The following is a 14,065-nucleotide window of genomic DNA, read 5'->3' as shown; positions in this document are numbered from 1 at the left end:
TGTCTCGGTCTTGTTGGGTGCTGTCAACGCGCGTGCGATAAGAAACGATCTTATCGGTGCTTTAAGGATGGCTACGCTTGAAAACTTTAAGCGACTAATCGTGTTCTTACGGACTACGGGCACGAACTTGTAGGGTAGATCTGAGCTGCAAACCACGGGCGTCTGACGGAATCCAGCGTCAAGAGCCTTATGGATTCCAAAAAAGTGGGGCAATTCAAAAGCTAAGATATTGATATCCAATACCATCGATTTTGCACCAACTTTCTGTAGGTCATTGAAAAATAGTGCCTTGGCTTTTCCGGTCGGGGCCTCCAATTTTTCTCATTCTTCGACCTGCCAACCGCAAATGCTTCTGCAGTGTGGCTGTTTGTGTATTTCCCTTACGGCATGTTAGCGTTTTTCCTCTGTTACCACACATTGAGGAAAGCCAATGAAACCGCCTTCCAATCCAGCATCCGCTATGAAAAAACCGGCTCGAGCTGTCTCAACGTCGACCATGAAACGCGTGGAGCCCCCCCGCCCCAGAAAAACCCCGCAGGTCGTATCGCAATCCAGCAGCAGCGATCAGGTTGTTGAGGCTCTTCGTCAGCGGGTCAATGATCTTGAAGCCAGGCTGGCCGAGCTTGAAAGCGTCATCACGCTGCAAAATCAGGACGTGATCATCAGCGCACCGAAAAGCGTTCTCATACAGGGCCTGGATACCGTCGAAATTTCAGCTGGAAGCAAACTCAAATTCGCGGCGTCAATTTCGGAAAGCAGCACTGCTATAGCCAAATTTACCGGTATCGTAGAATGCGACGTCCTCAAAGCCAACACGGTCATGGGAGCTGCCTACACGCCTGGAGCGGGAAACATCTGGTAGCCCTCAGGCAAGACGAGGGTTATCCGAAACCGAAACTTTGTTTGCCAAACAGGCACTTTTTCTGCCTTGATGAGGCAAGACAAATATTCGGAAGGTTCCTTGATGAAAGTACCAAGTTTCAGCATTGGTGTCGAAGAAGAATATCTTCTCGTTGACAAGTCCAGCCGCAAACTGGCGAGCAGTCCGCCACCAGAGCTCTTTCAGGCGTGTGAGAGTGCACTGGAGGGACGGGTCAGTCCGGAATTCCTGCGCTGCCAGATCGAGGTCGGAACCCCCGTTTGCATGACATTGACCGAAGTTCGTGCTGAACTTTCCTATTTCCGAAAGACGATCACCCGGGAGGCGTCCCAATTCAATCTGGCTCCGATCGCCGCTTCCACGCACCCGTTTGCGGAATGGACGGATCAACCGCACACCAACAAGGAACGCTACAACGAAATCGCCAGGACCATGCAGGTGGTCGCCAAACGGATGTTGATTTGCGGCATGCACGTGCATGTCGGGATAGAGGATGAAGAGCTCCGGATCGAACTGTTCAATCAACTTTCCTATTTTCTGCCGCATCTGCTTGCGCTCAGCACCTCCTCGCCCTTTTGGCGTGGACGCAGGACAGGTTTGAAATCCTACCGGCTGTCCGTTTTCAACGAGTTGCCCAGGACCGGTCTGCCGCCACGTTTTGAGAGCAACTACGAATACCGGCATACGGTTGATATTCTGACGAACGCCGGCGTTATCGAGGATGCAACCAAGATCTGGTGGGATCTTCGCCCGTCAGACCGGTTTCCCACACTGGAGATGCGCGTAACGGATGTCTGCCCGCGCCTGGACGATGCCATTGCCATCGCTGCGCTTTATCGCTGTTTGTGCAGAATGCTGTTTAGGCTGCGTCGTGCCAACCAGAGCTGGCGCAGATATTCGCGTTTTCTTTTGTCGGAGAACCGTTGGCAGGCCCAACGTCACGGAACGGCTGTCCGACTGATCGATTTCGGACGCAATGAAACCGTGCCATTCATTGATCTCATTGACGAAATGATTGAACTGGTCTGGCCGGACGCAGAGTATTTCGGTTGCGAGACCGACCTCATGCACATTCGGGAAATAGCGACCAGAGGAACGTCTGCCGATAGCCAGCTGGCGCTTGCCGGAGAAATCTCGGAAGACATTCAGTTGCCTCAAGAGACTCTGGACAGGATGGTCGATCATCTGATTGCAGAAACCCAGGCAGGTCTCACCTAGCTCAACAGGCTGCGCGCGATCCAAAGAAGCACTTCACCGTGTTGAAACACTTCTAGGCGGCGTGCCGTGGGCCTTGGTGTAAAAGTAGTTCTCCGTCCCCGTAAGGACAAAAGCAAACTCGTCAATTTCCGAAATGACCGCTTTTGCAGATCTGGCCAAACCGGATCTTGGACGCATGCAGCGCTGCGCTTCGATCAGGGATGCTCTGGCAACCGAAAGCGCTGACAAAAGGGCTTCTCGGTCAATTTCATTGGCTTTCGATTGGCTGCGACGGCCTGTTGTCATAAAACTCTCCGGACGTGAATGTGCAATTGTTCCCTTTTTGTTCTTTTTATCTGCCGGGTGTTCTCACTGTCAATCTGTGCTTTTGACAAGGGCATGTCGTTTCCGGCGGTGACCTGTCGCTGCAAATCGGCTACGCGTTTGGCTCGGATGCTCAATTCCGGAGCAATTGGCGAGGGACGATTTGATGGAACACGGTGGGGACCTTACACGCGCGATGGAACAGTATGGCGGCAAACGTGCCGACTGGCTGGATCTATCAACCGGCATCAATCCCCATTCCTATCCATTGCCTGGCTCTATCGCCAAAACGACATGGACGGATCTACCGGCCAAGGCAGGACAGGAAAGACTGACAACGGCCGCGCGGCGCGCTTATGCCATTCCGGATCATCTGGGTGTTGTTGCAGCACCTGGCACGCAACTTCTCATATCCCTCTTGCCATCCGTCCTACCGGGCGGACCGGTTGCGCTCACCTCCCCCAGTTACACCAGCCACAGAGCCGTCTGGGTTCGCGAAAAATGCGATTTGGTCGAGTTGTCCAGCATCTATGCAGTTCCGGAAAGCGCTCAAATTGTGGTGTTGGTCAATCCGAACAATCCCGACGGGCAACTGATTGACGTGAAGAGTATGCTGGAAATCTCGAGATCGCTCACAGACAGGGGCGGATTCCTGGTCGTGGATGAAGCCTTTGCCGATGTGGTGCCCGGTTCCAGCATTTTGCCTCACATTGGTGGCGAAAACGTTGTGGTGCTTAGATCATTCGGCAAGTTTTTCGGACTGGCTGGACTTCGTCTCGGATATCTTGCGGGACCTAAGACCGTCACCGATACAATGTCCTCGATCCTGGAAAGCTGGAGCCTGAGCGGTCCGGCGCTTGAAATCGGCGCGACCGCGCTCAAAGACATCGACTGGCAGAAAAAAATGTCAGGTCAGTTGGCAGACGAGATGGCCGATCTGACACTCTGTCTTTCGCAGCACAGCTTGAGCGTTTTTGGCGGAACGCCGCTTTATGCACTTGCTGGACTGCGTAACGCTTCACAGTTGCATCAAGCGCTGGCGCGGCGACATATCTGGACGCGCATTTTTGACTATGCTCCAACCTGGATCCGGTTCGGACTGCCAGGAAGCGCAGACAATCTGGAACGTCTTTCAGGTGCGCTCGCTGAAATTCAGGCCGAGAGTTGATCTGAAACGATGCTGGTGCTGGAAAATGCATTTTGGCTGCTTGTGGCAGCGCTTTTGCTGGATGCAGTTGTTGGTGACCCTGACTGGCTGTGGCGCCGTCTGCCGCATCCTGTCGTTTGGCTCGGCAAACTGATTGCGGCTTTCGATCAACGTTTCAACAAAACAACATTGTCGAATGGCGCGCGCAAGCAAAATGGCGTCCTGGTGCTGATCACGCTCATCGTGCTGTCATCTATCACAGGATTTTGCCTTCAGGCACTTGCGGAGAGATTGCCGTATGGCGACGTACTCACGATTGTCATAGCCGCTGTATTCTTGGCACAAAACAGCCTGTACCGGCATGTTGCCGCGGTTCGGGACGGGCTCAAAAATCATGGTCTTCACGGCGGGCGCAAAGCAGTGTCAATGATCGTCGGTCGCGATCCGGACAAGCTCGATGAAGCCGGTGTTTCGCGCGCTGCAATTGAATCCTGCGCTGAAAATTTTTCAGACGGCGTCGTTGCTCCCGCGTTCTGGTTTGCCGTGCTGGGACTTCCCGGATTGCTGGCCTACAAGGCCGTCAACACTGCCGACAGCATGATCGGTCACAAAAACGAAAAATACGCCGCGTTCGGCTGGGCGTCGGCAAGGTTTGACGACCTGATCAATCTGCCAGCCTCGCGCCTTTCCGGTCTCTTCATCGCCTTTGCTGCACCAATGGCAAAGGGAAAAGTTGCCGATAGCCTCAGATGCATTCGCACAGACGCAAACAAACACCGCTCGCCAAACGCGGGCTGGCCGGAGGCTGCCATGGCTGGCGCGCTCGATCTGGCACTGGCCGGGCCCAGGATCTATGCCGAATACACTGCTCAGGACAGCTATTTGAACGATAACGGACGCAAGCAAGCATCGGGTGACGATATTGCGAAGGCACTCGTCTTGCTGGTAGGTGCATGCTGGCTTCAGGCTGCTCTGGTTGTCACCTTGGCCGTACTTGTTGTGGTTTAGGCGCGCCTGACCGCCAGCCCTTATTATCTGCGCTGGGCAATGTCCAAGATCGTTTCGACATCCATCACTTCATCCAGATGAAGTGCAAGATCATCCAGAATTTCATCGATGCGCCTGTCATACGCAACCAGAGCTCGGGCATCAAAAGCATCGAGATAGGCCGCTCGGAAGGCATCGCCCGTAAAAAGCCCATGCACGTAGGTTCCATAGACGCGCCCATCTGCCGAGATAGCACCATCAGGCTTGTGGCTTTCCAGCAGCATCATCGGCCGCTCGCAATCCGGACCCGATGTGATCCCGATATGGATTTCATACCCCTTCACAGCGGCACCGCTGGCAATGTGGCTTCCAGATACAGAAACGGTTGATTTTTGCGGTGTCAGTGTCGTCGATACATCCAGAAATCCTAACCCTTCTACAGTACCGGGCGTCCCTTCAATGCCTTCCGGATCGGATATCGTCTTGCCGAGCATCTGATATCCCCCACAGACGCCAAGAATATGCCCACCACGACGATGGTGTGCTTTCAAATCGACGTCCCAACCCTGTGCCCTAAAAAACGCAAGATCGCCGATAGTTGATTTGGAGCCTGGAAGTAGAACGACATCCGCGTCGGCGGGTAACGGCACACCTGGTTGAACCAGTTCAAGGGTGACGTCCTGTTCCAGCCGCAAGGGATCCAGGTCATCGAAATTTGCGATCCTGGAAATAACAGGAACCACAATTTTAACTTTGCCTGCACCGAAGCCATCTGCGAGCCCAAGGGCATCCTCCGCTGGCAATTTCGCCGCGTCTGCAAACCAGGGTACCACACCAAGGCCACGCCAGGCCGTGCGACCTTCAATCTCGCGCATGCCTTCTTCAAACAGGCTCGGATCCCCTCTGAAGCGGTTTATGAAAAACCCTTTGATACGGTCTCTCTCCTCAGGAAGAAGCACCGCGTGGGTCCCAACCACCGATGCTATGACGCCGCCACGGTCAATATCTGCGCACAAGATGACCGGCAGGTCCGCAGCTTCCGCGAACCCCATATTAGCGATGTCTCCAGCCCTCAGGTTGATTTCCGCCGGGCTGCCGGCTCCCTCAATGATGACAAGGTCAGAAATTGAAGTAATTTTTTCGAAACTCTCTATAACCTTCGGTAGAAGTGTGCTTTTTTGCTTTCCATATTCGCGTGCCCGCATCGTGCCGTATCTGGTTCCCTGTACGATAACCTGTGCGCCGGTGTCGGTTTCGGGTTTAAGCAGTACGGGGTTCATGTGCACTGTCGGTGGTACCCGGCTTCCCAAAGCCTGAAGAGCTTGCGCCCTGCCGATTTCGCCGCCATCGACGGTCACAGCCGCATTGTTGGACATGTTTTGCGGTTTGAACGGGTTTACTGAAATGCCTCGATTGGCGAACAAACGGCATAAGCCTGCCACGATCAGGCTTTTGCCCACATTGGAGCCCGTTCCCTGCACCATTATCGCCGGGCAATTCCTGGCGACCTTGGTTTCAATCATGGCGAGGTTTCTTCCGACACTGGAGCAGCTCCATAAGGTCGGAATTCCTTTGGTACCGGAAGATTCGCAAGCCGAAGTTCGAGCAGCAGCCGAATGGTGGGACGGACAGCGAAGAACACTGAACCGATCAGGAACAACCAGGTGCCTGCAAATACAAGACGCTCATAGAAGAAAAAAATACTGCCAATGACGAACAACACCGCCGCCAGGAATTCAACAATGGTTCGATAAAGTTCATATTTGCGGACAATCTCGGCGTGATCTGCCGAGGCTGACCGCAGCGAATGGTCAAAGAGCCTGCTCATCATCAAAACACCTTCTCAAAATCCCGCACGACGACACCCCTGTGCGACCTGGCATCGCCAGTCTCGATATAGCCAATCGATCTATAAAACCGTTCAGCGGTAACCGTGCTCGTCAATCGCGCCTTCGCAAGACCGAGCTTTCTAAGATGGTCCTCCAGCGAGAGCATGATCACCTTGCTAACACCAGTCAGCCGGGCGTCCGGATGCACATAATTCAACAAAACCTCGCCCGTCGCCGATGCCATCCCGACACCAGCTATGAAACTGGCGTTTTTTGATTGTCGGTGAGCGGTCACGACCAGGTCCGGTCCTTCAATCCATAGAAGCACATTCCTCGCCGTTTTGTTGGCCAGCCACGGTTCGAGTTTCGAAGCTTCTCCGAAATGATCGGCAACACAGAGTTCCGCGATTGAACGTCTCAGAACCTCTGCAATCTCTTCAGCATCATCAGCTTGAGCCGATGTCACGACACATGAACCCTGCACCCGAACTCACTTTTAGAACTCGATGCCCTCTTGTGGCTTCACGCCTGAGCGGAACGGATGCTTGATTTGTGTCATCTCGGTCACAAGATCGGCAATCTCAATCAGTTCGTCTTTGGCATTTCGACCAGTGATGACAACGTGCACATCAGCCGGCTTCTGGTTTTTCAGAAAATCGACCACTTCAGCAATGTCGAGATAATCGTAGCGCAGAACGATGTTGAGTTCGTCGCAAAGGATCAGCCGGAAATCACCGGATGTGATCATCTCTTTGGCCGCATCCCACGCTTGTTGGGCGGCGTCTATGTCGCGCTGTCTGTCTTGTGTTTCCCAGGTAAAACCTTCGCCCATGCGCTTTATGGTCACCAGATCTGAAAATCGCTCGAGTGCTGCACGTTCACCGGTTTCGATACGTCCCTTGACAAACTGCACAACGCCAACTTTGTGACCATGACCAAGCGAGCGAAAAACCATACCGAAACCTGCGGTGGATTTGCCCTTTCCCTTGCCTGTATGCACGATCAGCAGACCCTTTTCGATGGTCTTGGTCGCCATGATCTTGTCGCGCGCCGCCTTCTTCTTGCGCATCTTTTCGGCGTGACGGGCATTCAGTTCTTCTTCGGTCAGACCTGGCTTGTCGTTTTCTTCAGTCACGGTGCTGGTGTCTCCACGAGATTGGATTTCATGTCGCTCAAGGCAGAATGGGTCGAATTGCGCCGCGGCGTCCAGAGGCCGCGCTCAATTGCATCCTGAAAACGGTCGAGCATTTCATTGAAACCTGCAGGATTGGCGTCTTTAAGGAAATCTCGAACGGTTTCGTCGTCTAGGTATGCGTCGTAAAGCTGATCAAAATGATGATCCCCAACAGCATGTGTTGTGGCTGCGAACGCGAAGAGATAGTCGAGCGTGGCAACCATCTCAAATGCCCCTTTGTAGCCATGGCGCATGACACCGCGGATCCATTTCGGGTTTGCGGCACGGGCCCGCACGACACGGCCCAATTCTTCCGTCAATGAACGAACCACCGGACGTTCGGGCCGCGAATGATCGTTGTGATAGATCTTGGGGTCTTTTTGAGAAAGCGTTTCAACCGTCGCTGCCAGGCCACCTTCAAACTGATAGTAATCATCGCTGTCGAGCAAATCGTGTTCCCGGTTGTCTTGATTGTGAAGAACGGCATCAACGGATCGCAGGCGCTTTTCCAAATCTGTGCGTGCGCCTGTTCCTTCCGCGCCGCCGCCATAAGCATAGCCGCCCCAGCTCAGAAACACGTCTGCGAAATCTGCGCGTTCCTGCCAGATGCCTTCATCAATCAGTGCCTGAAGACCAGCACCATAGGCCCCTGGTTTGGACCCGAACACTCTGAAGCCCGCTCTTTGAGCCGCCGCACCTTCGTCGAGGCCTTCTTCAAGGAGGCGTCTGGTCTCATCCTTCATGCGCAAAGCGATTGGGTTCGCGGTCTCCGGTTCATTGAGCGCGCCAACAGCACGAACCGCACTGTCAAACAGATCCATCTGGTGCGGAAACGCGTCTCGAAAGAAGCCCGAAACTCTTAACGTCACATCGATACGCGGACGCCCGAGCTCTGACAGTTTCAAAATTTCAAATCCAGTTACGCGACCCGACCCGGTTTCCCACACAGGTCTTGCACCAATCAATGCCAGTGCCTGTGCGATGTCGTCTCCACCGGTGCGCATGTTCGCGGTGCCCCAACAGGTCAGCACCATGGACGTGGGCCAATCGCCTTCTTCCTGAAAATACCGTTCCGCAATCAGATGAGCGGACTTCTGACCAAGACGCCAAGCCGTTTCGGTCGGCACGGCGCGGACATCAACAGAATAGAAGTTCCTGCCTGTCGGTAAAACGTCCGGCCGGCCTCTTGAAGGAGCACCAGACGGTCCAGGCTCCACGAAACCTCCAGCGAGAGACGTTAACACAGCGGCAATTTCGGCTTTGCCAGACCCGCAAACAGAAGGTCGAAGGGTTTCGTTGACCTCAAGAAGAGCTGCGCGCGTAGATGTCCAGTCTTCCGGCACATCCGAACCGCCGGAAATCAAGCGTTGGGCAAGCAGCTCAATCCGTTCGACAGTATCGCCGTTGGAACGCCAGGCAGATGCTTGCAATTCTTGCAGGAGATTGGGCTTTTTGTCGTTCCAGGTTTCTGAAAAATCGCAATCAAGCGGATCGAAGTTACCAAACCCGAGGTCTTTGGCGATGGCACGTTGAAGGCTCTCATCGGCGGGGCTGGTGCCGCGGGGAACCCTGGCGAGAGCTGCGAGGAGATCCGTTAACTGTTCTCCAACCGGGCTCACCCCGAGAATGTGAAGCCCGTCACGGATTTGCAACTCTTTCAGGTCGCACAAATGCGCGTCTAAACGCGCCAAACGCGTTTCTTCGTCCAATTCGTCGGTAAGGCCGATGTCCTTGTCCAGACCGTGACGAGCAGCGGCATCCAGAATGTCTCCAGTCAGCGCTTTCAAGCGACGCGGATCCACACCACTGGCGAGATAGTACTCATCAAGGAGTGTCTCCATCTCTTCCGCGGCGCCATGGCTTTCAGCCCGGGTCAGAGGTGGTGTCAAATGATCGACAATGACCGCAGATGTCCGCCTCTTTGCTTGCGCGCCCTCACCCGGATCGTTGACAATGAAAGGATAGATGTTTGGAACCGGCCCAAGCACAGCCTCAGGAAAGCAGTTTTCCGAGAGGGCAAGCGCCTTTCCAGGCAGCCATTCCAGGTTTCCGTGTTTGCCCAGATGAATAACCGCATCGGCTCCAAAAGAGCATCGCAGCCAGAAGTAAAAAGCGAAATAGTGATGCGGTGGAACAAGATTCGGATCGTGATAGGTTTCCTTTGGGTCAATGTTGTAACCGCGCGCCGGTTGAATGCCGACCACCTGGTTGCCGAACCTGTGCAAGCCCAAACGAAACTTGCCGTCAATTACATGCGGGTCGTCTTCAGGTTGCCCCCAACGGTCCAGAACTGAACGCCTCACGTCATCAGGCAGCCCCGCGAAGGCCGATTGGTAGTTGCTCAGGTCGAATTCCTGAAATCCTGCCCTTTCAGAACGTTTATCAAGCGAATTCGTGACCCCGCTCGTCAGCGTCTCCATAAGGGCAGCAGAGCTTTTTGGGGCTTTACCTGTATCAAACCCAGCGATGTTCAGTGCTTCCAAAACCGTGACGCAAGACGCAGGTGTGTCGAGGCCAACGCCATTAGCAAGCCGTCCGTCCTTGTTGGGATAGTTTGCCAGGATCAGCGCGGTCTTTTTCGCCGCTTCAGGTATTTTGCCAAGCTTCGCCCAATTTGCTGCCAGGTTTGCAACAAAGGTCATGCGATCGGGCACAGGTGTGAACTTGACAGGTGTGGATTGCGTCGCCTCGTCGAAAATGCCTTCTTCCTTGAAAGACACAGCGCGGCTCAGGATTCGTCCATCTATTTCCGGCAAAACCACATGCATGGCGAGATCACGTATTGAAAGACCCTGATCGCTTTCATCCCATCCCTCCTTTGAAGAAGACGAGAAAACAACCTGCAAGACAGGCTTGCCAGGTTGATCCAATGGCGTGGACTGATGTGCAGCACCAGCCTTCGAAACTGCGAAAGCAGTTCCATTTAGAACAACGTCCGGTCGCCCTTCACTGAACAGGCTGCCCAGTACAGCAACGGACTCCGCTTCCTTGAGGCTCGAAACGAAAACCGGCATCGCGTTGAGGCCCGCTTTGTCCAGAGCATCAACCAAGGCATCAACCGGAGCGGTCTGAGCGCCCTGAACAAGGGCGCGATAGAACGTAATGGCTGCCAACGGTCTGGCCTGATCATGCCAGGTTGACTTCAAGGTGCCTAAGTCCGGGGTTGCGTGTCCTGGAAGATAGAGACCGGCACGCGGAAGAGGAACCGGCTGCGCAGGTTCCTCAGCCCTTCCAATGAGAAACGCACAATAGCGGAGGGCATTGGCATAGTTCTCAGAGCCACCCTCAACGCAGTAGCGCCAAAACCGATAAACGTCCTCGACAGGTCTTGTTGACCGCCCGCTGAGATCGGCATCCCACTTGTCGTCACCGGGAACGACAATCAATTCTATGCCGCTCGAGCGTGTTTCTTCCTCAAATCTTTCAAGGCCGTAGCGCCAGTATTCGACACCGCCTAAAACCCGCAAGACGACCAGGCGCGCCCCGCGCACTGTTTGTTCCGCATATAGGTCAACCGAATACGGATGCGACAGCGCCATCAGGTTCGCCAGCCTCAGTGTCGCCCTGTCGGCACTTAGCTGCGCATGAGCGGCAGCAAAACTGCCCAATTCCGTGTCCGCCGCGGAAAGAAAAAGAATATCGGCTGGAGACTGACCAAGGTCGACCGCGTCTCCACCGTCGTCAATCCGGCGCGTCTGGCTGGCTAGGATATGCATTTCTTTTGGCTGGCCCGTACTTTCTTGGCTCTTAAGCGGCGGCCTTCAAACCGCCGAGAACAGATCTGACAGCATCAAAGTCCAACCCCTTCAGACCGATCACGACAAGGCGCCCGGAACTCTCGGCTCCAGCAGCGAACCAGGTTTCAACCCTCGGTCCCACGGCTTGAACCATGGCAGGTGCTGCTTTGCCCTCAATTGCGACGGCACCTTTGATCCTGAGAACCCCCTTCAGCGACATTGCTTCCAAAACTCGGTCTTCAGCTTGCTTCAAACTGCCGAACGTGGATACCGACAGGACATGACTTTCGAAATCATCATGGTGGTGATGATCGTGATGATGGTGATCCTCATCTTCATGGTCATGGTCATGGTCGTCGTGGTCGTGGTGGTGGTGATGCTCATGCCTGTCTGACAGGTCATCTTCGGCAGCAGATCCACGTCCAAGAAGAACTTCAATCGGAAGAGTTCCTTTCTCAGACGATACGATGTGAACCGCCGGGCGCACGTCTTCCGAAATTCGATCAAGCACGTCGTTAAGTGCAGTTTCAGAAACAAGGTCGGCCTTGTTGAGCACAACCAGATCTGCGCAACGCAACTGATCATGAAAGAGTTCTTCAACCGGGCTCTCGTGATCCAGGGCCTCGTCAGCCGCGCGCTGCGCCTCCAGAGCTTCTTCGTCAAGCGAGATTCGTCCTTCTGCCAGGGCCGCAGCATCAAGCACTGTGACAACACCGTCGACGGTCACCTTTGGTTTGACGCTTGGCCAGGAAAACGCCCGCACCAGCGGTTGAGGCAACGCCAGGCCGGAAGTTTCAATGACGATGTGCTCGGGCGGCGTTTCCCGCGCAAGCAACATTTCCATTGTGGGCAGGAAGTCGTCTGCAACTGTGCAGCAAATACATCCATTGGTCAGTTCAACCACTTCATCAGCCGCGCATTCAGGATCCGCACAGCCATTCACCAGCGAACCGTCAAAACCCATGTCGCCAAACTCATTGACGATCAGTGCAATTCGCTTGCCTCCGGCGTTCTGCAACAGATTTCGAATAAGCGTGGTTTTCCCGGCCCCCAGAAACCCGGTGACGATTGTGGCCGGGATTTTTGCGCCCGGAGTTCCAAAGGAAGTGGTCATAGTTTGATGTCCGGTTGAGAGTTGGGTTTCAATACCATTGGCAGGCCGGCCGCTACGAAAACGACCTTTTCACAGACTTTCGCAATATCCTGATTAAGACGTCCCTGTGCATCGCGAAACGACCTGGAAAGTCGGTTCTCCGGCACAATTCCCATGCCAACTTCGTTTGACACAAAAACGCACGGTCCCTGCAGCGACGCGACGGCTTCGCACAAACATGCTGTTTCGGCGACAATGTCTTTTTCAGCGAAATAGAGGTTGGAAAGCCAAAGCGTCAGACAATCCACGAGGACAACCGTGTTCGCCAGGCTTTCGCGTTGAAGCACGGACGTCAGATCCGTTTGTTCTTCTATCGTCCTCCACAATGGTCCGCGCTGATCACGATGGGCAGCGATCCGGTTTTCCATTTCAGCATCGAACGCTGCCCCGGTTGCGATGTAAACCTTATCCATGCCGGTTCCGGCAACCAGTTGCTCGGCAAACCGGCTTTTTCCGGAGCGTGCTCCGCCAAGGACAAGGGTGGCCCGGGAAATACTTTTGTTCGTCAATCCAGTCTCCCAGCCGTCCGCCCGACAGCGCCAAAGGGTTGCAGCATTGACGGCCGGTCTCCTGGCTCGCGGTTAAACGCGTTTTGCGCCCCTTCCCGGTCTCTTCACCAGTGGATCTTCGCGCTAACGCTCACCGCTTACAGTTGCGGGGGCAGCTCCGGTTTAAGGCAGATAGCCGGCACCGGATTCCCGTTTCATCCGGATCAGGCCTGACCTTCTCCGGAACCGTCAGATCCTTCCTAGCCTTATCCTGTTCAAGGCACAAGCACTGGTGTTGGCGCTTCCGCAAAATGAGCAAATCCAGCCGGCGTGACATCATATATCTCAACCTTCTTGAACATCGTTGGCCTTGCTGAACCAATATGACGATGCCAGGCAGTCAATGGCTGAAATATGAAAAGTGGCTATTGCGACTACTCATCTGATAAATATGAGGTTTTCCACACCAGAAACAAAAAAATGACGGCTCGATGAAAAAATAGGCCTTTGGGGCTTGGCAAACGGAGCAAGCCTTTGATATACGCTTCTCCATCGACGGGGCAGCGCTGCTGGCCCCGAGCGTGGTGATCCCCAGTAGCTCAGTTGGTAGAGCAAGCGACTGTTAATCGCTGGGTCGCTGGTTCGAGTCCGGCCTGGGGAGCCATCCACCTTCTTCCTGAAAATATTTGATTTTGCCTCGCAGCATGCGACGGGAACGGATGGCATTAAAGTTGTGCCACCTCGCGCAAAGGCAGATTTGCGATCATTCGATGAGCAGTTGTTTCCGACTTATTTGGATGTAGACATGCCTGCCGATGGGTACATCTTGTCGCGCGAAAAAATTTTGGCTGCTTAGATGCCGTTCTATTCAAACATGACAGGAACAACCGGAAAACAGGACCTGTGCCATTAGATGCGTTTAAGTTGCGAACACGCGGTGTTTGTGTCATGCAGAGACAGTTCTCAGAATATATTTTTTTGATCGCTCAAAGTATTAATTTCCGTCATTCGAAATCTTACTGATTTTTCTTGTTTTCCTGTTTTGACGAGTTCTTAATTAACAAAATTTAATACATGTATCACGTAGACTTTCCATCGAACAAATTGGTATGTGAAGCACTTGGCAGGCGATTAAGCTGACGTGCTCCG

Annotated in this window: 12 protein-coding genes, 1 tRNA gene and 1 riboswitch; of the genes, 5 read left to right on the top strand and 8 right to left on the bottom strand. The window is 54.0% G+C overall.

Going from position 1 to position 14,065, the window contains the following annotated elements:
* Positions 1 to 430: 430 nt before the first annotated feature.
* Complete coding sequence (locus Q0835_RS21250) at positions 431 to 862, top strand: hypothetical protein (RefSeq protein WP_298964104.1); 432 nt, start codon at positions 431 to 433, stop codon at positions 860 to 862.
* Positions 863 to 964: 102 nt separating this feature from the next.
* Positions 965 to 2,098 carry a carboxylate-amine ligase gene (locus Q0835_RS21245; protein ID WP_298964102.1) on the top strand — a complete coding sequence of 378 codons (1,134 nt, stop codon included), beginning with the start codon at positions 965 to 967 and terminating at the stop codon, positions 2,096 to 2,098.
* A gap of 33 nt (positions 2,099 to 2,131) precedes the next feature.
* On the opposite strand, the gene Q0835_RS21240 is transcribed toward Q0835_RS21245, so the two are convergent.
* Complete coding sequence (locus tag Q0835_RS21240) at positions 2,132 to 2,383, bottom strand: hypothetical protein (protein WP_298815135.1); 252 nt, start codon at positions 2,381 to 2,383, stop codon at positions 2,132 to 2,134.
* Positions 2,384 to 2,567: 184 nt separating this feature from the next.
* Here Q0835_RS21240 and cobD point away from each other — a divergent pair, with 184 nt between their 5' ends.
* Together cobD and cbiB are read left to right on the top strand one after the other, a co-directional pair.
* Positions 2,568 to 3,569 (top strand): threonine-phosphate decarboxylase CobD, encoded by a 1,002-nt coding sequence (gene cobD / locus Q0835_RS21235; RefSeq protein WP_298964100.1) that lies wholly within the window; start codon positions 2,568 to 2,570, stop codon positions 3,567 to 3,569.
* A gap of 9 nt (positions 3,570 to 3,578) precedes the next feature.
* On the top strand, positions 3,579 to 4,556 hold the full coding sequence (cbiB, locus tag Q0835_RS21230) for an adenosylcobinamide-phosphate synthase CbiB (protein ID WP_298964098.1): 978 nt from the start codon (positions 3,579 to 3,581) through the stop codon (positions 4,554 to 4,556).
* A 23-nt stretch (positions 4,557 to 4,579) separates the two neighbouring features.
* Here cbiB and Q0835_RS21225 read toward each other — a convergent pair whose 3' ends face one another.
* From Q0835_RS21225 to cobU, 7 genes are read right to left on the bottom strand one after another with little or no spacing between them, the layout of a single operon-like run.
* Entirely contained in the window at positions 4,580 to 6,058 is a 1,479-nt protein-coding gene (locus Q0835_RS21225; protein ID WP_298964096.1) for a cobyric acid synthase, read from the bottom strand.
* A complete protein-coding gene (locus Q0835_RS21220; RefSeq protein ID WP_298964094.1) occupies positions 6,055 to 6,366 on the bottom strand; it encodes a YrhK family protein in 312 nt (103 codons plus the stop codon). The genes Q0835_RS21225 and Q0835_RS21220 overlap by 4 nt, the downstream gene beginning before the upstream one ends.
* Entirely contained in the window at positions 6,366 to 6,830 is a 465-nt protein-coding gene (locus tag Q0835_RS21215) for a GNAT family N-acetyltransferase (protein WP_298815117.1), read from the bottom strand. Before Q0835_RS21215 ends, Q0835_RS21220 begins: the two co-directional genes overlap by 1 nt.
* Positions 6,831 to 6,860: 30 nt before the next feature.
* The gene (gene cobO, locus Q0835_RS21210) at positions 6,861 to 7,499 is read right to left on the bottom strand and encodes a cob(I)yrinic acid a,c-diamide adenosyltransferase (RefSeq protein WP_298964093.1); all 639 of its coding nucleotides are present in this window, start codon (positions 7,497 to 7,499) and stop codon (positions 6,861 to 6,863) included.
* On the bottom strand, positions 7,496 to 11,254 hold the full coding sequence (gene cobN / locus Q0835_RS21205) for a cobaltochelatase subunit CobN (protein ID WP_298964091.1): 3,759 nt from the start codon (positions 11,252 to 11,254) through the stop codon (positions 7,496 to 7,498). The genes cobO and cobN overlap by 4 nt, the downstream gene beginning before the upstream one ends.
* A gap of 31 nt (positions 11,255 to 11,285) precedes the next feature.
* Positions 11,286 to 12,389 carry a cobalamin biosynthesis protein CobW gene (gene cobW / locus Q0835_RS21200; protein ID WP_298964090.1) on the bottom strand — a complete coding sequence of 368 codons (1,104 nt, stop codon included), beginning with the start codon at positions 12,387 to 12,389 and terminating at the stop codon, positions 11,286 to 11,288.
* Positions 12,386 to 12,937 (bottom strand): bifunctional adenosylcobinamide kinase/adenosylcobinamide-phosphate guanylyltransferase, encoded by a 552-nt coding sequence (gene cobU / locus Q0835_RS21195; RefSeq protein WP_298815104.1) that lies wholly within the window; start codon positions 12,935 to 12,937, stop codon positions 12,386 to 12,388. The genes cobW and cobU overlap by 4 nt, the downstream gene beginning before the upstream one ends.
* A 33-nt stretch (positions 12,938 to 12,970) precedes the next feature.
* Positions 12,971 to 13,182, bottom strand: a riboswitch (cobalamin riboswitch).
* 322 nt (positions 13,183 to 13,504) lie between these two features.
* Between cobU and Q0835_RS21190 the strand changes: the two genes are divergently transcribed.
* Positions 13,505 to 13,580: transfer RNA gene (locus tag Q0835_RS21190), tRNA-Asn, on the top strand.
* The last annotated feature ends 485 nt before the right edge of the window (positions 13,581 to 14,065 follow it).

This window comes from uncultured Roseibium sp., from assembly GCF_947499295.1.
In the GTDB taxonomy this organism is placed as follows: Bacteria; Pseudomonadota; Alphaproteobacteria; order Rhizobiales; family Stappiaceae; genus Roseibium.
This window is presented reverse-complemented; position numbering and strand designations above follow the sequence as displayed.